A 26427-nucleotide genomic window follows, 5' to 3' on the forward strand; every position below is an offset into this window, starting at 1 on the left:
AAAGCCGCTAGGCATTCCAATCATCCCTTTATACTTTATTTAGTTCAATCTATACAATCAGAGTCTGTTCAGAGCGTTTGTGCTTTAGATTGTTGACTCGATATGAAGAATAAAGCGGTCCAGATCAACGCGAACCCGATAATTTGCGGTAGCGTGACGAGCTGCTGGAATACGATCCAGTTAATGATTACTCCCGTCATAGGAAAGCTTAGTTCAGCCAATGTAGCGAAGGAAGCTTTAGTAGTGCTTAGTCCTTTGTAATACATCAGCATACTGAGTAGTCCTGGCAGCAGAGCCTGCAGCAACAAATTAATGGCTATGGCAGCAGATGCACCAAACCCACCATTAATCTGCCAAGGAGCACCTTCTAATGTGGTGATAACGAAAAGCAACGGCAGCGCCAATATAAATCTTAGGGAAGTCACTGTCTCATATTTCATAGACCCAAGCAGATAACGTCCCATTACTGTTGAGCCACCCCACAATGCGGCCGCTCCTAAGGCCATCAGACTGCTAACACCGATAAAGTTGTTCACATGTCCGAATGGAATACTCCAGCCAAAGGTCAGCAGATAGGTTCCTACCAGTGCCACAATAATGAGGATTCCGAAATTTTTAGGCAGACGTTCTTTAAGAATTAAGGCTGCAAGCCCGATAGCGAATATCGGCTGAAGCTTTTGCAGCAACAGCACAGCATTCAAATCCCCACTGGAGAGTGCCATCGTAAATAGAATTGTCGCCCCGGCAGAACCTCCCCAGGAAACAATTAGCAAAGCTCCAATCTGGCGAAATCCAATACCTTTTAGCTCCTCCCGGTGACGCCAAAGAACAGGGGAAGCAGCCAAGAAAAGCACCACATGCTCCAAAAGAACAATTTGCGATGAGGTCAAAGATTTTAAGAGGATAATACGAAAGAGCGGATCAACGCCCCATAGTGCTGCACCGAACACAACGAGCCAAAACCCACTGCGTAACGGCGACGTGCTGCTTACCTTACTAGCTGATGATGAAGCTGTTACATTACTCATAATTCCATTCTCCTTGTCGATACAAACCCTCGATAAGAGACCAAAAACCCCCGAATCACCATAAAAGGTCGACTCGGGGGCATTATCAATAAAGACGTACAGGATAGACTCCTAGCGCCTTTATCTTATGATCCTCTCCCATCCGGACTTTACCGTCGGCTCTGGATTCACACCAGATCAGTCACTTCTCTGCAAGCAGAACAAGTGAGTCGCGGGCTCAGTTCGCTTTGAACATTACCGCCGGTTGGGAATTTCACCCTACCCCGAGAATCTTGTATTCCGTTGTTTTTTTCACAATCTCAGAATAAACCTCTTCTTGCCATTCGTCCAGTACTTTGTGAAAATATACATAAAATTTTCATGTATCACAGCTTTTCTTACATATTTTTTTCGTTATTGTTCTACTGTCCCATCCCAAAAAATCTGTATAATGAAATTATGTTTATTTTTCCATAGTTTAGGAATTTTTCTAAGGAGGTTGTTATGAAGGAATCATTTTGGACGAAGGAGTCATTCTGGACGAAGTTATTGTTCTCCTTTTTTGCTGTCGGAGTCATAGCTTTTTTAGGATTCATAGGTTCGATAATTACCGCGCTTTTCGGGGGACTAATGTTTTATACTCCACTTGTGGCGATTTTATCTGTTGTGATAGCTATTTATGTTGTACTCCTTATATTTAATGTGTTGTCCCGAAAAACAAGCAATATTATATTGCTATCCATCCTCGGACTTAGTGTGCTCGTAACCGCAGGATATGAGATCAAACAAGCATATATCAACAGCATTGCCACGGTCGATGATCGGGAAGTTAATTTGGTACTATACGAACCTTTTGCTGAGAATACCAAAGCAGTGAATTTGGATAAACCTTCTTCATATCATATCGATAACAACTTACCAAAATTGGATGGCGCAACCGCACTATACCCACTGTATTCAGCTTTCGTACAATCTGCTTATCCTGCGGCCAGTTATAATCCATATGATTTCCAAACAAGTCAAGTGATTTGCAGTAGCACACCGGAAGCTTACAAAAGACTAATCGAAGGTGACACTGATATTATCTTTGTCGCTGCTCCTTCTCTTGCCCAACAGAAACATGCGAAGCGAAAAGGCGTTGAGCTGAAGCTCACACCCATCGGCCGCGAGGCTTTCGTATTTTTTGTGAATAAACGAAACGAAGTAACTGGACTTTCCACCGCCCAGCTTAAAGATATCTACGCAGGCAAGATCACCAATTGGAAAGATGTAGGCGGAGCTAATAACCGTATTCGCGCTTTTCAACGCCCAGAGGATAGTGGGAGCCAGACGATGCTGCAAAAGTTTATGGGAGACACTACACTCATGACACCTCCTAAGGAAGACGTGGCGGATATTATGAGTGGAATTATTAAACAAACCTCCAGTTATCGCAATTATAAAAATGCACTCGGGTACAGCTTCTTATTTTACGCCTCAGAAATGAATCAAAGTGGGGAAATTGCACTACTCGCCATTGATGGTGTTAAGCCCGACAAAGAAAGTATTCGCAGTGGACAGTACCCTTTGGCTACAGAATTTTATGCTGTGACTGCTGGAAGTGACAACCCCAATATTCAGCCCTTTCTAGATTGGATGCAATCTGCTCAAGGTCAGGAATTGGTAGAAAAAACGGGTTATACTTCTTTGCAATAAAATATTGTTACGAAAAGAGAGCTAACCCAAATGTTTGGGAAAGCTCTCTTTTCGCTTTTTATACCGAAATTTTTCCTTTTTCACTCTAAAAGAGCGCAACTTTTGGAAACTATTGTCGTTTAAGATTTATATAAGCCGAAACTGCATCATAGGAAGAAAAAGTAAGAATTGCTAGAAACCAAGAAACGGGGATGGTAGGGATTGCAGATGAAGAAGTTTGGTTTTTTGGCGTTACTGCTGCTTTTGTTGGTGCTGGTTCATCCAGGAACTGGTTATGCCGGCTCTGCAGAGACACACATCAATCTAGACGGCAATGATCTTAAGATTTCAAAAGAAGCACAAGTTCAAATTGTAAATGGAAGCGTGATGGTTCCACTTCGCCTCGTTACGGAGCAGCTTGGTTATACCGTGAAATGGGATAATGTGACCAAGACTGCAACCATTGAGCAAAAGGGAACGACATTAAAGCTTATCGTGAATAATGCGATGGCAGAGGCTTCGGGGAAACAGGTAAAACTGGACAACCCTCCTTTTCTCAGTGGCAACACGACCCTCGTTCCTTTAAGATTTGTTGGTGAACAGACAGGAACTACTGTCGGTTGGGATAATGTGACCAAAACGGTATACTTAACTTCTCCAGTACCAGAGATTGGCGGAAGCGAACCAGAAATTACAGTTCCAGACACATCTGTAACCGCACCCTCTGATAATGGATCGAATGGTAACACAACAACTGATGGAAACACCTCGACGGCAGCAGTCACAAATCTTAGCTTCATCGATAACAAGCTCATCATCGCGATGAACGGCAGTGTAACACCAAATGTATTCACAATGACAGATAAAGACCGAATTGTCGTAGATTTACCGTATACCAGCTTTGGCGACAGCTTTCATCAGAACCTTTCTGTCGGAAAAAACCAAAGTGGGCAGTTGACGATTACCGAATATCCTAACGTCTCAACCATTCGTTATTCATTATTCAGTAGTTCTCCCTCTACGATCCGGATCGTGATTGATCTGAACAGTGCGAATAACTACAGTGTAACGAATGCTAACGACGGACTTATTATAGTGGATCTAAATGGGACAAGCACAACGCCTCCTGCAACCACTGTACCTGAAGTACCGGTCACAACGCCTCCACCTTCTTCTGGCAACACAGACAAGAAGATAATTGTTATTGATGCAGGACATGGTGGGAAAGATCCTGGCACTGGAAGTAACCGCAAAGAGAAGGATTTCACCTTGCCAACAGCACTGAAAATTGCAGAATTACTAAAGAAAGAGCCAAATATTGAGGTTGTGCTCACTCGAAGTGATGATACATACCCGACCCTGCAGGACAGATCCAACCTCGCCAATAAGGTAAAAGCAGATTTGTTTATCTCTGTTCATGCCAATAGTATCCCAGTGGGCAGTAAGAGCAATCCTAGTGGTACAGAGACCTATTACACACGTAAAGATAGTTTATTATTCGCGCAAACCGTTCATAAATATCTTACTGTTGCTACAGGTCTTCAGGATCGAGGGGTTCGTCAAGCAAATTATCATGTAACAAGAGAAACTAAAATGCCAGCCATTTTATTAGAATGTGGTTACTTAAGTAATACCAAGGACGAAGCATTACTCTTCACAGTAGATGTTCAGAATAGGATAGCCGAAGCAGTAGTTCTAGGGATTAAGGAATATTTAGGTCGATAGAAAAAAGGGGAGCTTCTTAGCCAATTGGCTAAGAAGCTCCCCTTTCTATTTTTATTCTTGTTTGTTATTCCAAACACTCATTCGTTCTCTTAGATTAGAAGTGTGTAGCTCTAACTGAATCCCATCTGGATCGAGAAAGTTGACGGTCCAGCCTACTCCCCTTTTAACAGGTCCTCTAATGATTCGTACTTCGTGGGTACGGAGTACCTGTACAGCCTCCTCGAAATGTTCTTCCGCTATACTAAAGGCAATGTGGTCTATCCCAATTACACTGCCCATTAATTCAGTGTATTCTGGCTTTTCAATGAGGCAAATCCATGCGCTTCCCCATTCCAGATAGGCATCTGTATTGCCTTTGTGTATTAGCTGAAGACCCAAAATACCAGTATAAAAATTCAATGAACGTGATAAATCACTCACATTTACCGTCACATGATTAAATCCTTGGACCTTCATCCCCGTTCATCTCCTCAGACTTCTCAAACCAGAATAGAGACAATTCTCTTGCGTTTCTCTGAATCGGGATCTTGAGTTACTCGCATCTCTTCATCAAAGATCAGTGTAGGACGTTCTTCCAGATTATACTCAGGCCATGATAGCTCGGATGTAGCTGGGTTTCCTCGATGAGCAAAGGCAATCCATGCCGTATGCATACTTTCAGCCAATTTTTGCATCGCCGGTGTAATTTCCGCACCCAAGCGAGTTACATGAGACAAATTGTTAAAAGCATAGACAATTTCCGCACCATGTACAGCTTTGTTTAACAATGGATGGCCAGGGACCGTCCCATCAAAACGATACATCCAAACAGGCGCATAGGCCAATTGATTCTCAGCTAAGGATATAGAGGTTCCCCAGAAATATAGATCCGTTAGAATCTCCGCCTGTCCTTCCCATGTAGAAGAATAGTGGCTGGCAACCTCCGCCAGACTTCCAGTTCCCATCATCTGCTCCAGCGCCTTGAGCGATTCATCAAAGTCTGCACCTGGTGTTTCTCCCCTGAAAAATAAATTCCCCTCATCTCGATTGGTTCCAATCAACAACGGAATCCCCTGGGCTGATCCTTCTGCCACAGCCTGTGCAGGATCTACAGGAAGCGTATCCCCATCAATGACAGGCTGAAATAACATGCCTATTGAACCACCCGTTAATTTAATAGTCATTCTTGTGGCTGCTTCTATAATTTGTTCCGCTGAGAACGTATTAAGTAGGCTAGTATCTCCATCAGGAGAAATGCCTAGTTCAGTAAGTAATGCTACAGCAATATCTTTTCCTTGTTGATTTGGCAAGGTTTGAGCAGCCCCACTTTGCATGATCGCTCCAGCAAATAATCCCTTTGCAGCAGGCATAGCCAGAAGGGCAGCGATACTCATGCTGCCAGCTGATTCTCCAAATACCGTAACTCGCTGAGGGTCGCCTCCAAAGGCGGCAATATTAAGCTTTACCCATTCCAGCGCGGCAATTTGATCCAGCAAGCCTTGATTAGACGCAAATCCATCACCAAGCGAAGACAGATGCATAAAACCAAATGGTCCCAGTCGATAATTAATCGTCACCAAGACAACATTACCATTCTTCGCGAAACTAGTGCCATCAAACTGTGGCTGACTTCCAGCGCCAGTCACAAATGTACCCCCGTGGATCCAAAACATAACAGGGAGTGCCTCGCCTGGGGATGCAGGTGACCATACATTTAAATACAAACAATCTTCAGAATGACGAGGTGTTAAGCCACCGAAACGCGTACCTCTCGTATCCGCTGGCTGATGGCTAACTGGACCAAATTCAGAAGCATCTCTAATTCCGCTCCAAGCTTCTGGTGGCTGCGGCGCACGAAATCGAAGCTCTCCAACTGGTGGAGCGGCAAAAGGGATTCCACGCCAAACGTTCACGCCATCCTCCTCTCGTCCTTGAAGCTTACCGTAAGAGGTTACTGCTATCGGTCCTACCATTACATTTCACCCTTCCACATTATTCCTTATTCTCTTCAATCTGCTTATACAATCCGGACTGGAACCGGAACCATTGAAAAATATGTGTAAATACAACCTTGAGCACCGCGTAACCAGGAACTGCAAGGATAATGCCAAGAACGCCAAACATTTTGCCGGCAAAAATAATCACAAAAATGATCGTGATCGGATGAATCTTCAGTGTCTTGCCCATAATCTGCGGAGAGATAAACTTTCCTTCAATCAGCTGTACAGCCGTCCAAACGATGATCATCTTCAGCAGCATAAATGGTGAAGTGACCATGGCCACAATTAAGGCTGGTGTAATAGCAATTGCCGGACCCAAATAGGGAACAACTGCTGTACAAGCAGCGGCAATGGCAAGGACAAGTGAATACTCCAGACCAATAATCAAGTAGCCAATATAGAGCAGCGCACCAATGCAGCAGCTTACTATAATTTGCCCTCGAATATAGGAAGATACCTGGGCGTTCATCTCCGACATTACCATCCGAGTCTGCGGCTGCAGCGCGGTAGGTACAAATTTCAAAATGTAATCTGGCAATCTTTTTCCATCACGAAGCAAGTAGAATAGAATAAACGGTGTCGTCACCACCGCCAGCACAATCTCCGTAACGGCTCCGACGAAGCTCCCTACACCTGTTAGCGCATTATTCAGAAAAGAAGTGCCCCAAGCCGTAATTTTACTGGTGATTTCACTTAGGTTGGTTCCTATACTATCTTGAACTTGACCAAAGAATTCGCTTCCCGTCAGATTCATAAATCGTTCCTGGATCAAGTCACTATACCTTGGAAAATCGTCAATCAAACCAGATAATTGCGTTCGAAGAATCGGAATCACCATCACCAGAATCAACGTAATAATACCCGCAATTAACAGATAAAGAATGATGATTGCATACACACGTTTCATCCTGAATCTTTTTCCCATCAGGTCTACTAACGGATTCAGCAAATAATAAGCGATACCGGATAGTAACAATGGTGCAGCCACCGTGTGCAGCAATACAGATATAGGCGTAAAAATAAACGGTATCTTTGAGAACACCAGGATAGTTACCCCAGTTAACAATAAAATAAGTAAGGCTACCACAAATTTATTGTTCAGAAAAAACTTCTTAAACTTCCCCGGCCACACCTGCAGCCTCTCCATCGAACCCTCTCCCCCATGCGCCACCTTATATGAAGTGTTATTTTATTCACTTTTTAATAGCATAGTCAACGTTAGGGGCGCAAGTCAAATTTGATATCTGCAATTCTGCCCGCCTTCACAAAACCAATCGATTGATATACTTTTTTAGAATCCGGGTTTTTGGCATCTGCTACGCCATGAATTCTGCAATCGTAGTACTGTATTTTTCAGTCGCAAGCATCATATATGTATGAAAAGTTTCTTCATGTAATTCACAAAAAGATTCCGTAAACAACTGCGCCGTTTCTGCATGATCATCCACTGTAAACCTCTTAAACATGTCTATTCCCCCTAGATCTTCCTTTCATTCAATCATAATCCTCTACTAAACAAAAAGAAACGAAGTTGCTTTCCTGAAAAGACAAAAAAATACCGCCAGCGCATTGACGGTACTTCAATCATTTCTACTTAGATTTCACTTAGCTGCGAACCTTCGATCAGTGAACAGCTATTTTTTCTTCTTCCCTTTAGCTCCCTTGTCATTTGCAGCCATCAGCTGACCATCATATGTATACAGCAGATGATCCTCAAGTCTCTCGCCTTGTAAATGCTTCCGTACTAGCAATTTCGCTGATTTAGGTGTGATCTCTTTATACCACACGCCTTCAGGGTATGCGATCACGACGCAGGAATCTGAACATCTACCATTACAACGGGTTACCGTCGTATGTATAAGACTCTGTGCACCTTGCTTTTCAATCTCATCTTCTATCGCTTCAGCTACCTCTTCACCTTTATGTTTCTTGCAGCTGCTACCATTACATATCAACAAGTGACTTACGGTTCCTTGTAAATTCCAAGTTGTCATGAAATCCCCATTCCTTTCATACCTAAAAATATTCGTTAGCGGATTATTCTAAACACTATCATAAGAGCCATTATAGTCAATAGAAAGAAAGACTGGTATACTATAATTGAGAACGATTATCATTGAAAAGGGAGCGATTTCTACCATGCCCATCCAATCCGGCGGGATGCCACATCATTCCCATCCTTTTTATATGCCTGTTAAGATTAGTAGCCTAACAAGTCTTTCCCACTACGCAACCGATAACATCCCAGCTACGAATTCCTGTATTATGTTTGTCTGGGAAGGTAAAGGTCAGCTTGAGATAGATGGCGAACTTCATAGCCTCGAATCCGGAAGCATCATGATCTTTGCTGCAACTTCAAAATTGAAGCTAGAGAATGAGCAACAGTTACAGGGGATGTGGATAGAGTACACCAGTATGCCCAACCGTAGGCAAGAGCATTATTTTCTAAATGGCAGCCCAGCCTTACACCACGCCTCCACACAATTGATCGCATTGTCTGGTGAGCTTTACAGTGCTTGGATAGAACCCGATGATCGGAAACCGTTTAAGGTCCAGCAATTATTCACCCAATTCATCGTGGATCTTCATCATGAACTGACTGCAAAAAAGGAGACTTCAGGAGGATGGATTGAAAATGTGTTTGAATACATAGAAGCTCATTACAACGAAGATATTACTCGGGAGCAGATGGCTACGTTAGCTGGGGTAAGCCCTGAACACTTCTCACGTACCTTTCGTAAAATTATGGGTCAAACTTTCAGCGCTTATATTACACTGTTAAGAATCCGCAGAGCACAGCAGCGAATCCTCACCAGTTCCCCAAATCTAACAACACTGGCGCATGAGGTTGGTTATGAAGAAGGAACTTATCTGAGCCGTAAATTCAAGCAGCTTGTGGGTCTTTCACCTACAGCCTATCAGAATAAGAACAAAAAAATTGTTGCTTTAAACTACAATCACACAGCTATCCTACGGGTACTGGAAATTATGCCTCAACTCGGTGTTTATTCGGATTGGCATCGGAGCTTAGAGCAAGTGCCAGCCTCCAAACAACTTACGATGAACGAAGGTAACTCTTCCCTTCTATTTGATTCGATAGCTTTAGCAGAGCCAGATATCATTATCAGCTACAATATTCCTGAGAATAAGATGCTGACTCCAGTTGCTCCGGTCATTGAATTACCCTTTATGCAAATGAGCTGGCGAGAGCAATTTGGCTTGATCGCTGATGTAGTCAACCGGCGACAGCGAGCAGAAGAATGGTTAGGTCATTACGATGGGCTCTGCCATACTGCCAATAAGAAACTGAATCATTCGATAGGATCGGAAAGAGGGACAGCTATCGTTTGGGAGCTTAGTTCCCGAGCAGCTTATTGTTTCAGTAGCAGTTACGGTAGGGGGTGTCAGATTTTGTACGGAGATCTTGGATTCAAGCCACCATCCATCATTATGGAGAACGGAATAATGGATTCAGGGTATCTAGTGTCATCTATTGAGGAAATCGGAACCTATCCTGCAGACTATATTATTATCACTAGCATCCCATCATCTTCTGAGGGAAGAAAACGCCTCTCTCGCCTTCTGCGTTCTCGTGATTGGAAGCAGTTAGATGCAGTCCGTAACAATCGGGTATACATCCTGAACCAGGGTGACATGTTCTATGGATTTGATCCGCTGTCTTCTCAAGCACAGCTTAAAGAATTGCTGCATGTGATGACATCATAAATATGCACAAACGAAGATCATATTCGTCCATAGTAAATAACCAGAGAAGATTGTAAAGTTCTTATTGAGAATGATAATCAATTACCATAGGAGGAACAACAAATTGCATAATCTACAAAAGAATACTTCGAAACAGAATCATTGGCTTCTATTTCCCTTCATGCTGACGTTAATTCTAGTCCTATCAGCTTGTGGAAATTCCAATACTACGGTGGAGAATACAGGTGGTATCAGTAATACAACAGCAGCAACACAAGCACCAACCGAAACTAATCAAGAAGCAGAAAGTGCTGAAACTCCTACTGTCAAAACAGTAAGTACCGTAAAAGGTGATGTTGAAATCCCTGTTCATCCTAAACGAATTGTCGCTGAGGAATACTTGGGAAGTCTAATAGCTCTTGATACCATTCCTATCGGAGCTCCAGGCTTGACCTTAGAGAATATGTATTATAAGGAGGCTCTTACCGGTGTTACAGACACAGGGGCGTACGGTAAAATGTCACCTGAAAAAATCATCGCACTAAATCCTGACTTGATTATTTCGGGACAAGCAGAAAGCTATGAAACGCTTAGCAAAATTGCTCCTACCATCATTGTGCCTTACGGGGATTTAAAAGATGCTCATGCAGAATTAACCTATTTCGGAGAACTCCTTGGAAAGGAACAAGAAGCAAAGAATTGGCTTGCAGATTATGACAAACGGATAGCCGAAGCTAAAGCAAAAGTGGACAAGGCCCTCCCGGCAGATGCAACCTTCTCCATCATGGAAGACGGTGGAAAATCCATCTGGGTCTATGGCGATAACTTTGGCCGAGGCGGACAGCCCATCTATCAAGCGCTTGGTCGCAAGCCGCCTACAGAAGTAGCAGCGGAGATTATGGAGAAGCAATGGGCGGAAATTTCTAAAGAAGCGTTAACTAAATATGCCGGAGATTATATTATCTTAACCTCAAATAACCTTACAGAAGCTGATTACAAGGCTGATTCATTTTGGGGCAACCTTCCTGCAGTCAAAAATGGACACCTCTATGTTTGGAAAGAAGAACGTTCCTGGTATTATGACCCTATCGCGGTATTAACCCAGACCGAAGAGCTGGCCGATTGGCTAATAAATAATAAATAATGCATGAGGAAAAGGGATGTCCGAAGCCATAGCGGCTAAGCGGACATCCCTTTATTGTTGTACAAAATTCCTACTAAGATAACTTATAAGCATCTAAAGGCGTTTTATCTGTGAGTGTTGTTATCTCACGCTTCAAATTTAACTTATTGTAGGGACTTCAACAACGTGACTATCTCATCCAGCTGCTTGTCCAGCGCATAAGCATCAGAGAGATAATAAGTTTTGAGATCGTAGGTGAACACATGACCCGCCTTAACAGCAGGTAGACTTTGCCAGAAGACACTGTCCAGAATGTCCAGCTTATCCTGCTCCACACCACGACTGAAGCCTTGGAATATATAATCAGCTTCTCCTAGATACTCGGGCAGCGTTTCGAGAGAAAGGGAAGCCCAGCCTTCCTTAAAGGCTACCTCTTCGACAAGATCAGGTGCATGCAGCCCCAATCCGTTGTATATAATCTCTCCACCACGCCCATATGACGAACCGTATAGAAACAGCTCTTTACCGGCAATTTCAAAGATTGCCACCTTTTTGTCAGCTGCGATCAGATCGGCCAATTCCGCTTTCTTCGCTTCCAGCTTCTGATTGAAATCCGTCACCCATTTTACAGCCTGCTGCTCCTTGTTCAAGATTTTCCCGATCTCAATCAATCGTTCCTTATAGTCGTATTTACCCCAAGGAATAAAGACAGTCGGAGCAATCTTGGAGATTTGCTCATAGGTATCTTCCTGATAAGTGATAATCAAATCCGGTTCCAGGCTCGTTATTTTCTCCAGGGACACCGTCATGTCATCACCCACTACTTCTACACCTGTAAGCGCCTCTTTGAAATATGGATGATTCAAGATGTCATTCCCAGCTACGGCAATGGGCGTCACCCCCAGCGTCAGAAGATCACCGATAAAGTCTTGTACCGGAATTACAATTCTTTGTGGATTGCGTGGGATCTGCACCGGACCTTTGTCGCTTTCATATGTCCAGTACTCTGCATCAGCAGCCGGCTCCGTGCTGGCAACTACAGAATCATTAGTGCTTTTAGCCACTTCAGCAGACGTGCTAGCTGGAGCATTCCCCTGATTAGCAGCTTGTCCGCATGCGCTCAACATTAGCACCAGCGTAAGTACAACGGCTATCATACTTGTTTTTCCTAACGATATTACTCTGTACAATGTAAATCCCCCTTGAGACTTTATATTATTGTGATATTGATAATCAATATCATTTAGATCCATGTTTAATATAACGTCTCCGTGGGAAAACATATATACACGCTAATACATCAATTTGGCTATGGACGATTGTCAGCTTAACTTATGGCCGATTAACAAATCTGTCTGTATCTCCAACTGACGTTCGAGTGCAAGCCCTTCGCTGCCCCAAAATTCCTCAAGCTTGAGGTAATATATGCGTTCATTCCTGAATGCTGGAAGATTGCGCCAAACCACACTCTTGCTAATGCGTTTACGTGTTCTCGACATCCAGTCCTCTCGTCCTGATACAACCACAAACATATGGTCAGCCGCGTATATTGGCAATTCCGACAGTGAGATGCATAGATGATCATTCCGCTCCAGAACATCTGACCTTACCTTGTCCGGCGGAGCTAACCCTAGCATTGGATACAGATTGTACACACCTCGGGCTGTATGATTCCAGATATAAATACTGTTATCTTGCCTAATCTCATACACCGCTACCGTTTCACCAGATTCAATTAGTGAGGACAAGCGCTGCTTGGCCAAATCTATTTTCAAATGATAGTGCCTTATCCATGCCTCTGCCTTCTCCTCTTCTCCCAGCAGTCTGCCGAATAAACGAATCTGTTCTAAGCGGTCCATCTCATCACATTCCACCGTAACTAGTGGACCCAACTTTTCCATGCATTTAAGCTGACGGGGGCTCAGATAGGTCGGTGCAATGACTATATCAGCTTCCAGTCCAGACAAGTCCGCTTCCGCCGGACATCCCTGTAATTCAAACGATCGTACATCCGCCAGTTCCGGCTGCAAAAGCAATGAGTAGTTCATCACATCTTTTTCAACCGCGACAGGCTTCACACCCAGCGCAAGTAAATCCCCTAAAAATTGCAACGCTACAATCCGCTTCGGTTTGGGACGCAAACGGAAATCTGTTGGAGTCATCCCGGTGACTTGCTTGAATTTCCGGCTCAGATATAGTCCATCTGAATAGCCTACTTTTTGAGAAATTTGCTGGATTGTTGCTTGGCTGGACATCAAATATTTTTTCGCTTTATTCACTCTTAAATGAGCTACATATTCTGTGAAGCTCCACCCCGTCTGCTTGCGGAACCATACTGAGAAATAGCGAGGATTAAATCCCATCATTCTAGACATCATCTCTCGCGTAATCTCCTTTTGGATGTTCTGGTGAATATAAGAGAGCATTCTGAAATATGAACTATCCGTAATGTCTGCTTCAGTGTCAGCCTCTACGACCAGTTGATGCAGCTGATACAGCAAGGATTGAATTCTATCTGCCTGTACTTCTAAATTATTGGCAGCAACATCTTCCAATCCGCTGAATAAGCGGGTTATTTTATTCGTCGTACGTACTGGTAAAATCCCATTGACCGGAAAAAATTCACGGCAAAGTCCATAAACCAATTCTTGCTCAGTGCTATTGCTTAGCCCATATACCTCATAGGAGATTGCTAGAACAGAGATAACGGTCTCTAATGGAGCATTAATATGATAAATCGTACCTGCACTTAAAAAAAGAATTTCACCTATTTTAAGAGCTACTGTCTCTCCTTCAATGGTTATTAGAACGGTAGCTTCTTTTGGTGTCAGGAAGAGTGGGGACTGGGCCATCTGGAGATTACTGATGTGACCACCGCCGCATTGGCGTTTCCCAGCCTCTTTTAACATATAAATTCTGTGTACCAGGTTATTATTAGATAGCTTCATTCCTGCTCCCTTCCAGATCATCAGGCTATTAAACCTTGAAATATAAAGAAGGCGCATAAGGCTTCTCTCCGCTCGAAATGGATAAGAAGCCCTATACGCACAACATTAAAATCAAACCTATTCCTTAAGAATTTACCGCTATTAATGGTCGTCAACGACACCAAGCGCCTTATTCTTCTCTTTGAACCGCTCATTGTGAGAAGACACATAAGCAACTTTAGCCGCAGTTGGATCTATGAACAGCTTGGCACTATTAAGCGCCAGAACTGCATCGGTGAAGGCACCGGCAATTAAACGTACCTTACTTGTATAATCCACAAAGTCACCAGCTGCAAATATGCCAGGGAGATTGGTCTCCAGCTTATCAGATACGTTCGCACACCATTCGCCCATATCAAGGCCCCACTCTTTTAACGGACCAAAATCGCTCTTAAGACCATGGTTTACGATCACTGCATCCACTTCAAATTGCTCTGATTCACCTGTCTCTATGTGGTTGATCGTCACCTGATCTATCGTTTCCCCATTACTGCTGTGTAATTGGCTTACTGCATAGGGCACGCGGACATTGACCGAAGATTCCTTCATCCGCACAATATTTTTCTCATGACCCCCAAACTGTTCACGACGGTGCACAATCGTTACACTTGCTGCAATCGACTCCAGTTCATTTGCCCAGTCTACTGCAGAGTCTCCTCCGCCGGAGATCAGCACCCTTTTACCACGGAATGGCTCTAGCTCCTGAACGGTATAATGAAGATTCGTCACCTCATAGCGATCCGCACCTTCGATTTCGAGCTTAGCCATTTGTAGGATTCCGTAACCAATTGCCAGAATAACGGTTCGTGTCCAGTGTTGTTCCCCGGTAGACGAGGTTAAGATATATGTCCCGTCTTCTTGTCTCTCTTGATTCATAATTTGCTGTCCCAGCACAATGGTGGGTTCAAAGGTCTGCGCCTGCTCCTTGAGCTGCCCAATCAGCTGATGACAGAGAGTCGGCGTTACTCCACCTACGTCCCAGATCATTTTTTCAGGATAAATAAGCATTCTTCCTCCGAGCTCATCCTTCGCTTCAATCAACTTCGTCTTGAGGTCTCTCATTCCACTATAAAAAGCTGTATACATCCCAGCAGGTCCGCCGCCAATAATCGTTACATCGTATAATTCCAGTTGATTGTTCATTATGTCCCTCCAAAAGTATATTCTATTGATGCCCTTAGCTTCTTACGCTCCAAATTGTGCCTCATGTAGTCGACTGTAAATTCCGGTAGTCTGTAACAGTTCTTCATGTCTGCCTTGTTCAGCGATACCACCTTCCGCAACAACAACAATACGGTCGGCATTCTTGATCGTTGCCAATCGATGAGCAATAACAAGCGTCGTACGACCTTGTGACAACTCTGCAAGTGCTTCCTGAATTGCGGACTCCGTCTCGGTATCCAACGCCGATGTGGCTTCGTCTAGAATGAGAATCGTTGGATTCTTCAGGAACATCCGGGCAATGGACAGCCGCTGCTTCTGACCTCCAGAGAGCTTAACGCCCCGCTCCCCGATCATAGTATCCAGTCCAGCAGGCTGGGATTTGATCAGCTCTTCCAATTGGGCGCGCCGTGCTGCCTCCCAGATTTCTTCATCGGAGGCACCCAACCGCCCGTAAGCGATATTCTCACGGATGGTTCCGTCAAACAGAAATACATCTTGCTGTACAATCCCGATGTGTGAACGAAGAGATTCAAGCTTCATGGAACGAATATCAATTCCATCAATGCTAATGTTACCCTCACTTACATCATAGAAGCGAGGTAGTAGACTGCAAAGCGTTGTCTTACCCGCACCAGATGGACCGACCAGAGCAACGGTCTCTCCTGCTTGAATCGACAGATTCACATTTTGGAGTACGTTCTCTTTATCGCTGTAGGCGAAAGCCACATCATGGAAGGTTATATTCCCCTTAAGATCATGAACTGTCTTAGCGTCAATCGCATCATCAACATCCGGCTCCGTCTCCAGCAGTTCGAGATAACGTTTGAAACCTGCAATGCCTTTGGGATAGGTCTCAATGACCGAGTTAATCTGTTGTAATGGTCCTAAAAATACATTGGACAACATCACAAAAGCAATAAATTCACCGTAGGTCATTTGCTTCTGGATTACAAAATATGTTCCGCATACGAGAACAAATAACGAGACCAGTTTCATGAGAACAAAGCTAAAGGATGAATTCCAAGCCATAATTCGATAGGTCATCAGCTTTGTTATACGGAAGCGTTCGTTATTGACCGCAAAACGGGAAATTTCATGATTCTCATTAGCAAAAGCTTGCACAACGCGGATCCCGCTTACATTGTTCTCCACGCGTGCGTTATAGTCAGCAATGTCCGCGAACATGATGTGGAAGGCTTTAGACATTTTCCGGCTGAAGTACATGGATAAATAAATCATAAGCGGAACGATTACAAACGTCAGAATAGCTAATTGCCAATTGATACTGAGCATAATGCCAAACACACCGAGCAGCGTCATTACTGCTATAAAGAGATCCTCTGGCCCGTGGTGGGCAATCTCACCGATGTCCATCAAATCATTTGTCATCCGGGATACTAGATGGCCGGTCTTGTTGTTGTCAAAGAAATTGAAAGATAACTTCTGAACTCGGTCAAAAAGCTTTTTTCTCATATCCGATTCGATATTAATCCCCAGCTTATGCCCCCAGTAAGTGACGACAAAATGCATAAAGGCACTGACAATATATATCCCCAGCAAGCCGAGGCATGAATAGAGTATCCATCTCCAATTGCCGCTTGGCAGCAGATCATCTACTACCCGGTTAACGGCTAACGGAAAGACCAGTTCAAGTAGTGCAGCAGCAATAGCACAAGAAAAATCAAGAATAAACAATCCCTTATAGGGCCTATAGTAAGCAAAAAAACGACGCAACATGTTAATAATTCGCTCCTTCTGGTGAGAGATCAGCCTACTTTCATCAAGATTTCGTACGGGCTAACAAATACAAAAAGTATGGTGCTCCAATTACAGCTACAACGATACCCGTAGGAATCTCAGACGGCTGGAGGATCCAGCGTCCAATGGTATCCGCTGTAATAACGAGTAGTGACCCAAGCAGTGCCGAAGTCGGAAGCATGAGTTGATGCTTCGGCCCAACTAACCGTCTCGCCAAATGGGGTCCGACCAATCCCACAAAGCCAATTCCACCGCTGACAGCGACACTCGCCGCTGCTAATCCTACCGCAGCCGCAAGAAGCCGAAATTGTTCCTTCGTTACTGCAGCACCAAGTCCCACAGCGGTCTGCTCCCCTAGATTCAGTACGTTCATCACCCTTGCCTTATAGATGACATAAGGCACCAGAATAAGAATCCACGGTAGGAGTGAAAGTACAAACTTCCAGCTTGTTCCCCAAATGCTGCCTGCTAGCCAAGTAGCGACGAATTGGTATTTTTCTGGATCAAGCCTTAGCGTAAGCACGATCATAGCTGCACTCATCCCAGCTGCGACAGCTACACCAGTCAACAGTAGACGCATAGGCGATATTCCTTGGTGCCGTTTATAAGCTAGAGCATAGATTAAGGCAGCTGTAAGCCCCGCACCGACGAACGCTACCATTGGCAACAGATACACCGGAGCCGCGGTTGCCGTAGGGTAAAAAGAGATTAACAGCATAACCATAATTCCTGCACCAGCATTAATCCCTAAGATACCAGGGTCCGCTAACGCATTACGAAAGACGCCCTGCATCACAGCACCGGATACAGCCAGACCTGCCCCAATTAGAACGGAAATCACAATACGTGGCAGCCGAAACTGAAACAAGATTAACTCCTGCTTGTCGGTTCCTTTACCGAACAATGTATTAATCAACTCCATAGGAGTCAAACGTATGTAACCTGTATTCATACTAATAATAAAAGCAATCACAATTAGTACAGCCAACGAAATCATGATAATTAAGCCCCGTTTGTTTTTGGCGGCTTCGAAGGAACCGAATGTCGTTTTTTCCATCATTACAGCTCCCTCCTTTCTTTACGTGCAAGATAAAGGAAGAAAGGTACACCAATCAGTGCAATAATAGCGCCAAGTGGCGTTTCATTAGGTGGATTAATCATCCGCGCAGTTAAATCTGCAAATACAGCAAGTAAACTGCCGAGGATCGCTGAACACGGAATAATCCATCTGTAATCGACACCCACAAAAAATCGTGTCAAATGCGGAATAATTAGTCCAATGAAACCAACTGCACCAACTACGGCAACCGATGATCCAGCCAAAATCAATACGATTAATGCACCTGCTAACTTCACAAGCCCTGTACGCTGACCTAGACCTTTCGCAACATCGTCACCTAAACTGAGCATCGTGATCGATCGAGAGATTACCATTGCACCAATTAAAGCGGCCCCTATCCAAGGGAACATGATTTTGAGTTGGATCCATTTCGTTCCAGCCACACCTCCCGCATACCAGAAAGCTAAATCTTGACCGATGTGAAAATATAAAGCTACCCCTTCACTCAGTGCCGACAAAAGCGCACTAAAAGCAGCACCGGCCAGCACCAAACGAGCAGGAGTTAATCCTCCCTTAGCAAGTGATCCAATTCCGTATACGACGCCCGCGCCTACGCCGGCACCCACGAAAGAATATAGAATCAAATACATAAACGATAAATTTGGAAAAAAAGCAAAACATAGTGCAAGCGCAAATCCTGCGCCTGAGTTGATACCCATCAGACCTGAATCAGCCAATGGATTTCGCGTCATCCCTTGCATAATGGCGCCAGCAACTGCAAAGCTAGCCCCTATCATTGCCCCGCCAAGTACACGAGGTAATCTTAATTCTCTAATAATCTGATGATCCATGATCTCCGGATCAAAGTGAAACACAGCTGACCATACCACAGACAGCTTAATATCTGCTGCACCGAAGGAGACGGAAACAGCAATTCCTAATAATAATAGCGCCAGACCGCCGACCAAGATTAATGTTGCCGCCCAAGGACGTGAACGAAATTCTCGTTTAACTACTCCTTTATCGGCTCCTATCCTGGTAGTTATCTGTTGATTCATGAATGCCACCCTATTTCTGTGAAATTGATTCTCATTATCATTAGACTATTGTAAATTACATTTCCTAGGTTTGGCAATAGATAGATTTAATTGGAACCATTTAATTTATTGCATTGACAGAAATTCTAAGCTTTGATACAGTTCAAATTGAAAATAATATTGATAATGATTCTCATTATTATTATTTGGTACATATACTTAGGGAGGTTTACCATGCTAAAAAGAAAGACCCTTTTCCCCATCCTGGCACTCGTAATGTTATTGTCTGTATTTGTGACGGCTTGCGGGGGAAACAACAATGCTTCATCTAATACACCAAGCGCGACAACTGAAACAACAACAGCCCCGAGTGCAGAGGCAACAGCTGTTCCTGATGCTTCCGCTGCCGAAATGCGCAGCTATGAAACTACTAAAGGTACTGTTCAAATCCCAGTTAGACCTCAGCGGATCGTTACAGATTATTATGGTGGGGAATTACTCTCCGTTGGAGCTAACGTCATAGGCGTTGAACCTAGTACTTTTGATAACCCCTTCTTGAAAGACCTGCTCAAAAACACACAAGATGTTGGTGCTCCAGTCAACGCTGAGAAAGCATTAGAACTTGCACCTGATCTAATTGTAGTTATGTACGACGACAACTATGATGCTTTATCCAAAATCGCTCCAACCATTCATATACCATACGGAACTGCTACGAACATCTATGAAACCGTAAAACTGTTTGGAGATATTGTAGGAGCACCTGATAAAGCTGAGCAATTCATTGCTGACTTTGAGAAAAAGGCTGCTGAAGGCCGCGAAAAGCTTAAAGGTGTCGTGAATGAAAATGATACATTCGGAATTTATGAGCTGACTGACAAAGGTGAGCTATGGACCTTCGGTAACAATGCAGGCCGTGGTGGACAAGCCCTATATAATGCACTTAAGCTGAAAATGCCTACTAAGAACAGCAATGACAACCAAACACTTCAGCTATCCATGGAGCTATTGCCAGAATATGCAGCGGATTACATGTTCCTAACTACTTATGATCCTGATAAAAAAGGTGATAAGCTGAAAGAGCTGAAGGAATCACCCGTTTGGAACGGACTTGCTGCTGCGAAGAACGACCATCTGTTCTACAACGATTTTGATACCTTCTATCGCTATGATCCTATTGCCATTACCGCACAAATCGATCTGTTCGTTGATATGATTCTTGAGCGCAACGGTAAGAAATAAGAATAGACACATAAAGAAACACCCCACTTATTAGGCATCGCCTAAAGTGGGGTGTTTTGGTTATACATAAGAAGTTTCTGTTAATTTTATATCATCTAGTATATTCATTATACTCATCGGTGTTATTTAATTTTTTGTACATATACTCATCATTTTTAAGCTTATAGAGCTGCCCCATCCCAGCAAATACGAAAAACAGCACCAAAATTAATCCATACGCATAGGTGAATTCACCAATATAAAAGCAAGTGACTATCGCAACAAGGGTCAAGATCATTAATGCGACTGCAATTCTGGAAAAAATCTTTTTCAAATGGAATCCCCCTACGTTTTATTTGTTAATATTATCATAATTGGAATTAAATTTACATCTTGTATTATTCGTTGTGGGAACATCAAGCAGTTCGATATGTGCTAGCATATTGCGTGTGTATATTTTGGTGTATATACGATAAATGAGGACTTGTAATAAAAGATACGCTCCACCTACCAACAAACAAAACCACATCGGCTCCAGAGCTGTAGACATTTCAACCCTGGAAGAACTAACAACATAAAAAGAAGACAATGCAATACCTAATGCATACGGGAGAAAAAACAGCACCTTTAAGGGGCCGCCTATAATGCGAGCCACGTCCTTAGAAGTAATTCCAATCTTGTTCAGCTTCCTGAATTTGATCCTCTCACGCTCTAAATCGGTCTGAATACTGAAATGCAGCACTATCCCGGAGGCGCCGAAAAATATTAAACCAACAAATGAAATTACGAAGATTCCAAATCGGCCAGACTCCTGTAACTGTAGATAGTCACTTATTCTAGACTTCGTAGAAAATACGAGAGCTTCGTGCCGTTCATTGCCATACCAGGACTCTGTATTGTCTTTGTTATATTTGGCTAAAGCGGCATTTAACTTAGCATCTATATCCACAGTTTTTTTCCAATCCTTAAAATTCAGGAGCTGAAGGTTACCGATCGCTTTTTTATTTTCCGCTTTCAGCGCCATATAGTCCTCTTCGTTTACAATAACATGAAGACCATTCATAAGATTCGGCACAGGGTTAAATAGCATTTTAAAAATAAGTCCTTGTGAGTACAACGTATGATTCCCGGAAGAAAGCTTCATTTCGAAGGTGAGCATCTCTGGTCTTTGATTCTTCCATTCTTCTCCTCGAGCAACTAAGGCAAGATTAAGAAAGTGATCTTTCTCCACATGATAATCACTGCCGATTAATGTGTTGATGTTTTGATCCAAAAATACCTTGAAATTGAACAAATCAATGTATTCAAGCGTTTGGTGTGAAATCAGCGGTGTAGCACCATGATCCGTGATTTCGCTGAGTGTCTCAGATGGAAGGCTATTTTTCCCGAATACTTCTGCATAGGCAATATCATAAGGGTTGTTTTTCACAGGAATATTCTCAGCATCCCAGGTAATATAAAAGATAATACCGCTTAGAGAAATTGTTATGAAGACGAGGAAGGTGATAAGAGAAAGCACTATTTTGGAGCGACCAAGGGTATAGTTCAAATCGGAGCTAAACATTAAATGCTTGTGATAGGCTCTGCTTGATCGCGATATAAAAAGTTTCATCCAGTCCCCAAGTCCTGACAGCAGCAAATAGACACCCACCATACTTACTCCCAGATTGATTAACATCATACGGGCATCATCAGGACTGTAATGAGTAATCATATCATAAACGGAGATCCCAAGTAGTACGACTCCGATGATCCCTGTGATTTTACCATGAAGAAGGCTACGTTCTGCGGTTCTGGATTCTTTTAAAAGGCGTACAATGTTGTATCTCAGCGTTAATATTAATTGGATTCCAATCACAGCTATGTAAATAATCCCGAAGAATTTAATGGTATACAGATAACTTTCCAGCGTAAGTGAAAAAGAACTGCCCCCTATATTAACAAACAACGAGATGATGAAGAAGAAAAGAACGGAGAAGACCGTCCCTGCACCTAAACCCGTGAGAATCGAAGCTAACGCAATCAAGCTATTTTCTAACAAAATAATTTTACGGATATTGTGGCTCGTCATTCCAAGAACCATTAACAGCCCAAAGTCGCTTTTTCTAAATTTCAAAAAGGCCATTTGCGCATATACAATAAATAGAACAGCAAATACTCTCATCACCAAAAAAGGAGCATATAAATTACCGGACACCATTCCATTCACTTGATAGGGGTCATTAAAATCAGGGTTTATATACAGGGAGTAAAAGGCGAAAAAGACCATAATCGTAAAGCTGCTGCATAGGAAAAATAACAAGTACCTTCTAAGGTTCGCCTTAAACATCTGAATAGCCATTCTCCTAAAGGTCATCTTCTCCCCCTCCAATGAAGGCCAGACTCTCCAGAATCCTATCAAAAAATGCTCTCCGTTCTTTATTGTCCCTAGTAATCTCTAATAGAGCCTTCCCATCCTTGATAAAGAGCACGCGATTACAATAGCTGGCCGCAAAAGGATCATGCGTGACCATCACAATTGTTGCTCCTTTCAGAGCATTCAGTTTGGCGAAGGTCTTCATTACTATACTTGAGGATTTGGAATCCAAATTCCCCGTCGGCTCATCCGCAAAGATCACCTCCGGATCATTAATAATCGCTCTGCTAATCGCCGCTCGTTGTTGCTGTCCTCCTGAAACCATATACGGATATTTATCCTTCACCTCGCCCAGATCAAATAGCAATATCGTCTCATCTGTCTTGGTATTGATGTCGTCTACCTCTTGGTCATCCAAAACCATGGGCACCATTATATTTTCCCGTAGGGTCAGGCTATCCAGCAGATTGTAATCTTGAAAAACGAACCCCATTCGCTGCCGGCGAAACAGTGCAAGCTCATTCTTAGACATCTCGCTTATACTAGTCTCTGCAATCCGGACTACCCCACTATATTCCGTGTCGATCCCGCTAAGGATGTTTAGCAGCGTCGTTTTACCACTCCCCGAAGGCCCCATAATCGCAACAAGCTCTCCGCTATCCACACTCAGGCTTATGCCGTTTAGCGCCCGAAACACATTCATTTTGCCCTTGCCTTTATATTCTTTTGAGAGATTCTCTACCTCTAGAATAGGCATGCTCGCACCGTCCCCTTCATAGCTTGGCGGATTAACATTAAATGGAATTATGTTATTCCTGTAAATACTATAAAACTAAGTGAAGAGAACGGTTGTTAGATTGCTCACAGAACAAGAAAACTTGATTCCTCCTCTATCATTTCCGCTCTCGCAAGAAACAAAGACAAACAAAACCAGTAAAAGCAAGTCCTCCGATAGCTGCCAGTGAGAAGGAAAACGCCCTTACATAATCCGATAAATCTGCTTCCAAAAGAGAATGTTTCAACGAAGTGGAGAACAAAATACCGATTAGAGCCACCCCTAACGAGTTTGCTAAATACATAAATGTAGTGATCAGACCTGATCCTGTGCCCGTAATCCTTGCTGGTACTGAACTGAGCGTGACGTTGACTAATGGTGTAGTAGCCATTCCGAGACCGAAGCCATATATCAATAATATTAAAATATTTCGTGCCCCCAGTAGATGCGTCGCATCCACATTTAGCTCCCATATAAGCAATAAACTAGAGCATCCCATCATCAACGCTCCTATTTTAAGTACACTCATCCCCCATCTTCTGACCATTCGAGACGATATCAGGGAAGTCAGAAAAAAGCCTATACCTATAGCCAAAAAAACCAAACTTGTATCTTGAACATTATAGTGCAAGCCAAATTGCATATAGTAGCTTAAAACAAAAAAGAAGGAGAACATGCCTAGATAAAGGACAAGCACGGTCGCCAGACCTATACTAAATGTTCTATGTCTGAAAATAGATAGGTCGACTAATGGACCATTCCCCTGCTTTCCTTTCCGATTTTCAACCCAGACAAAAGTAAACAACACGAATAAAGCTATAATTAGACAGCCTGAGATCCACAATGGCCACCCTTGTTTTTGTCCCTCTGATAACGGATAGATTAGCAGGAACAAACCCATCAGCAAAAGGATACTTCCCGTCCAATTAATACTGTGCGTCTGCTCGGCCCGTGTTTCAGGAACAATCGGCATTAACAGCAAGACGAGAAGTCCGAAAGGCACATTGAAAAAAAATACCGTTCGCCAACCGAGATCGAACGGATTCCAATTCACAATAGTGCCTCCGAGAATAAATCCGAAAGCGAATCCAATGCCAATCATTGCACCATAAATACCGAAAACAAGCCCCTTTTCCTTTTGCAGAAAGCTGACCTGAAGTATAGACAAAACCTGAGGCTGGACAAGCGCAGCTGCCATACCTTGTACGATGCGAATAACAATCAGAAGTGTCGGATCTGAGGTCAAACCACCCAACACTGCCATAATCGTAAATCCACTCACTCCGATAATCAGCATTCGTTTTCTGCCGTATATATCCCCAAGCTTCCCACTAATGATCAACGCCACAGCTAATCCTAGCGAAAATCCGGTGACGATAAGCTGTGCTTCAGAGAAGCTCGCATTCAAGCGATTTTGCATTAATGGAAGGGCGACTTGAATCATATAAGTATTCAATGAAATGAGTAAAGTTGGAAGTAGAATAACCCATAGCGCATACCAACGTCGCGAATCAACTCCTTGCATTGTATTACCACCTCTTTATGAAATCTATGATAATGATTATCAATTAGAATAGTCTTTTTCTCTACCTGTTAAGGGAGGTTTACTCCTTGATAAGGGAGCAAACACAAAAAAAACTCAAGCAGGCAGAATATAGTGTTCGATTCCGAACCCTATGTTCTACTGCTTGAAGCCATCTATAAGTACAAATCCTTCTAGATCCTATTTCGCTCCAAAGTCTGTTGTTCGATACGTTTTAAGTACTCGCTTGGATTGCAGCCATAGTGCTTACGGAAGGTTGTCGTGAAATTGCTGACATTACTATATCCGACCGAAACGGCTGTTTTTCCTATATTCAAACCTTCTACCTCCATGTACCAAAGCGCCTTCTCCATCCGCTTTATACGAACAAGCTCGAAGATCGTCATGCCAAATAACTCACGGAAACCCTTTTTTAGCTTGAATTCATTGATGCCTACCCGCTTGGCTAACTCACGTATGGACAGCGGTTGTTCGAAATGGATTTGCACCAACTCATGTACCCGCTTTAGATTTATAATATCATCAGGCCGGAACGTCATACTCCCGCTCATAGAGCCGTAACCATCGGACTCCCCAAATAAAGCGATAAATTCAAGCGCTTTGCTCTCCATATATAATCGTCTCAATGTTCCATGATATGTACAATGGATCATTTCAAAGACACATTTTCGAATCGCCGCAGTGTCAGGATAACGGTCAATATTTCCACGATGATGTTTAAGCCAGGTCTCCATCTGTTGTTTCTCCGCTAGATCTCCGGCATAATACAGCAGTTCGCTAGGAGCTAGCCGTATTTCTAACAATTGATTGGAGACCCCAGCTTTTTTCTCTTCATACACCTGAACATCCTCTAAAAAAAGAACATTGCCTGTTTGTTTCTCCGTATGACTTTCCTTGCCGTTCCATTCGCAATAGATTTCTCCACTCACGTTATAACTTAGTTCGAACAACGGACAAGCTTCCTGAATGTAGAGCTTCATATCTTGTTCGTAAGTTATATCCGTATACATGATCTCCATACCTGGACGAATTCGCGTACGAGTAATGCTTCCCTGACCGATATGCGAGGGTATGGTAAGACGTTGTTCCCACTGGTTGTGCTCAACATGCCCTTCTATCCGCTCTGTAAATTGTTCAAAAAGATCATGAATCTCCAAATTCAATATTTTTAAAGCCATCGAAAGCCTCTCCTTCTTCGCCAATACAAATAAAGCCATTCACAACTCAAATGATAATCGTTATCATTTGCAGGTGTCAACATGGAATAAATCTATAGGATTTTTATCCCCACTTGGGATGAAACCCTAGGTTTA

At 43.2% G+C, this 26427-nt stretch carries 22 protein-coding genes and 1 riboswitch; of the genes, 5 read left to right on the top strand and 17 right to left on the bottom strand.

Translation table 11 applies throughout. The features are described from left to right. Positions 1 to 68: 68 nt before the first annotated feature. A complete protein-coding gene (locus NSS87_RS22005; RefSeq protein WP_339242787.1) occupies positions 69 to 1028 on the bottom strand; it encodes a DMT family transporter in 960 nt (319 codons plus the stop codon). Between the two features lie 126 nt (positions 1029 to 1154). After that, positions 1155 to 1303, bottom strand: a riboswitch (FMN riboswitch). 208 nt (positions 1304 to 1511) lie between these two features. Between NSS87_RS22005 and NSS87_RS22010 the strand changes: the two genes are divergently transcribed. Together NSS87_RS22010 and NSS87_RS22015 are read left to right on the top strand one after the other, a co-directional pair. Continuing rightward, positions 1512 to 2702 (top strand): substrate-binding domain-containing protein, encoded by a 1191-nt coding sequence (locus NSS87_RS22010; protein WP_081951174.1) that lies wholly within the window; start codon positions 1512 to 1514, stop codon positions 2700 to 2702. 207 nt (positions 2703 to 2909) lie between these two features. After that, positions 2910 to 4406: an N-acetylmuramoyl-L-alanine amidase family protein gene (locus NSS87_RS22015; RefSeq protein WP_339248634.1), complete on the top strand. Its 1497-nt coding sequence runs from the start codon at positions 2910 to 2912 to the stop codon at positions 4404 to 4406. A gap of 51 nt (positions 4407 to 4457) precedes the next feature. Here NSS87_RS22015 and NSS87_RS22020 read toward each other — a convergent pair whose 3' ends face one another. The 5 genes from NSS87_RS22020 to NSS87_RS22040 all read right to left on the bottom strand — a co-directional run bounded on the left by NSS87_RS22020 (position 4458) and on the right by NSS87_RS22040 (position 8379). After that, complete coding sequence (locus NSS87_RS22020) at positions 4458 to 4862, bottom strand: VOC family protein (protein ID WP_339242789.1); 405 nt, start codon at positions 4860 to 4862, stop codon at positions 4458 to 4460. 23 nt (positions 4863 to 4885) lie between these two features. Continuing rightward, positions 4886 to 6358, bottom strand: a complete 1473-nt coding sequence (locus tag NSS87_RS22025; protein ID WP_339242791.1) for a carboxylesterase/lipase family protein — start codon at positions 6356 to 6358, stop codon at positions 4886 to 4888. 19 nt (positions 6359 to 6377) lie between these two features. Next, entirely contained in the window at positions 6378 to 7532 is a 1155-nt protein-coding gene (locus NSS87_RS22030; protein WP_339242793.1) for an AI-2E family transporter, read from the bottom strand. A gap of 169 nt (positions 7533 to 7701) precedes the next feature. Beyond that, positions 7702 to 7851: a hypothetical protein gene (locus NSS87_RS22035; protein WP_339242795.1), complete on the bottom strand. Its 150-nt coding sequence runs from the start codon at positions 7849 to 7851 to the stop codon at positions 7702 to 7704. A 168-nt stretch (positions 7852 to 8019) separates the two neighbouring features. Beyond that, on the bottom strand, positions 8020 to 8379 hold the full coding sequence (locus NSS87_RS22040) for a (2Fe-2S) ferredoxin domain-containing protein (RefSeq protein WP_339242797.1): 360 nt from the start codon (positions 8377 to 8379) through the stop codon (positions 8020 to 8022). Positions 8380 to 8524: 145 nt separating this feature from the next. Here NSS87_RS22040 and NSS87_RS22045 point away from each other — a divergent pair, with 145 nt between their 5' ends. Both NSS87_RS22045 and NSS87_RS22050 read left to right on the top strand, forming a co-directional pair. Then, positions 8525 to 10111, top strand: a complete 1587-nt coding sequence (locus NSS87_RS22045) for an AraC family transcriptional regulator (protein ID WP_339242799.1) — start codon at positions 8525 to 8527, stop codon at positions 10109 to 10111. Positions 10112 to 10214: 103 nt separating this feature from the next. Beyond that, positions 10215 to 11234, top strand: a complete 1020-nt coding sequence (locus NSS87_RS22050) for an ABC transporter substrate-binding protein (RefSeq protein ID WP_339242801.1) — start codon at positions 10215 to 10217, stop codon at positions 11232 to 11234. A 143-nt stretch (positions 11235 to 11377) separates the two neighbouring features. Here NSS87_RS22050 and NSS87_RS22055 read toward each other — a convergent pair whose 3' ends face one another. From NSS87_RS22055 to NSS87_RS22080, 6 genes are all read right to left on the bottom strand, one after another. Next, positions 11378 to 12403, bottom strand: coding sequence for an iron-hydroxamate ABC transporter substrate-binding protein (locus tag NSS87_RS22055; protein ID WP_231573323.1), 1026 nt, complete (start codon positions 12401 to 12403; stop codon positions 11378 to 11380). A gap of 132 nt (positions 12404 to 12535) precedes the next feature. Beyond that, positions 12536 to 14161, bottom strand: coding sequence for an AraC family transcriptional regulator (locus NSS87_RS22060; RefSeq protein ID WP_339242803.1), 1626 nt, complete (start codon positions 14159 to 14161; stop codon positions 12536 to 12538). Positions 14162 to 14302: 141 nt separating this feature from the next. Further along, positions 14303 to 15343: an NAD(P)/FAD-dependent oxidoreductase gene (locus NSS87_RS22065; protein WP_042190330.1), complete on the bottom strand. Its 1041-nt coding sequence runs from the start codon at positions 15341 to 15343 to the stop codon at positions 14303 to 14305. A 42-nt stretch (positions 15344 to 15385) separates the two neighbouring features. Next, on the bottom strand, positions 15386 to 17101 hold the full coding sequence (locus NSS87_RS22070; protein WP_042190332.1) for an ABC transporter ATP-binding protein: 1716 nt from the start codon (positions 17099 to 17101) through the stop codon (positions 15386 to 15388). A gap of 43 nt (positions 17102 to 17144) precedes the next feature. Then, positions 17145 to 18182: an iron ABC transporter permease gene (locus NSS87_RS22075; protein ID WP_143759452.1), complete on the bottom strand. Its 1038-nt coding sequence runs from the start codon at positions 18180 to 18182 to the stop codon at positions 17145 to 17147. Further along, positions 18182 to 19240 carry an iron ABC transporter permease gene (locus tag NSS87_RS22080; protein ID WP_042190334.1) on the bottom strand — a complete coding sequence of 353 codons (1059 nt, stop codon included), beginning with the start codon at positions 19238 to 19240 and terminating at the stop codon, positions 18182 to 18184. The genes NSS87_RS22075 and NSS87_RS22080 overlap by 1 nt, the downstream gene beginning before the upstream one ends. A gap of 213 nt (positions 19241 to 19453) precedes the next feature. Between NSS87_RS22080 and NSS87_RS22085 the strand changes: the two genes are divergently transcribed. Further along, entirely contained in the window at positions 19454 to 20461 is a 1008-nt protein-coding gene (locus NSS87_RS22085) for an ABC transporter substrate-binding protein (RefSeq protein ID WP_042190337.1), read from the top strand. A gap of 91 nt (positions 20462 to 20552) precedes the next feature. Here NSS87_RS22085 and NSS87_RS22090 read toward each other — a convergent pair whose 3' ends face one another. From NSS87_RS22090 to NSS87_RS22110, 5 genes are all read right to left on the bottom strand, one after another. Beyond that, the gene (locus tag NSS87_RS22090; protein ID WP_042190339.1) at positions 20553 to 20774 is read right to left on the bottom strand and encodes a hypothetical protein; all 222 of its coding nucleotides are present in this window, start codon (positions 20772 to 20774) and stop codon (positions 20553 to 20555) included. 18 nt (positions 20775 to 20792) lie between these two features. Beyond that, positions 20793 to 22796, bottom strand: coding sequence for an ABC transporter permease (locus tag NSS87_RS22095; RefSeq protein WP_042190341.1), 2004 nt, complete (start codon positions 22794 to 22796; stop codon positions 20793 to 20795). After that, on the bottom strand, positions 22786 to 23553 hold the full coding sequence (locus tag NSS87_RS22100) for an ABC transporter ATP-binding protein (RefSeq protein ID WP_042190343.1): 768 nt from the start codon (positions 23551 to 23553) through the stop codon (positions 22786 to 22788). The genes NSS87_RS22095 and NSS87_RS22100 overlap by 11 nt, the downstream gene beginning before the upstream one ends. 136 nt (positions 23554 to 23689) lie before the next feature. Then, entirely contained in the window at positions 23690 to 25096 is a 1407-nt protein-coding gene (locus tag NSS87_RS22105) for an MFS transporter (protein WP_042190344.1), read from the bottom strand. Positions 25097 to 25287: 191 nt separating this feature from the next. Beyond that, positions 25288 to 26292: an AraC family transcriptional regulator gene (locus NSS87_RS22110; RefSeq protein ID WP_042190346.1), complete on the bottom strand. Its 1005-nt coding sequence runs from the start codon at positions 26290 to 26292 to the stop codon at positions 25288 to 25290. Between the last annotated feature and the right edge of the window lie 135 nt (positions 26293 to 26427).

The sequence above is a fragment of the Paenibacillus sp. FSL F4-0243 genome (assembly GCF_037963295.1).
GTDB lineage: Bacteria > Bacillota > Bacilli > Paenibacillales > Paenibacillaceae > Paenibacillus_AQ.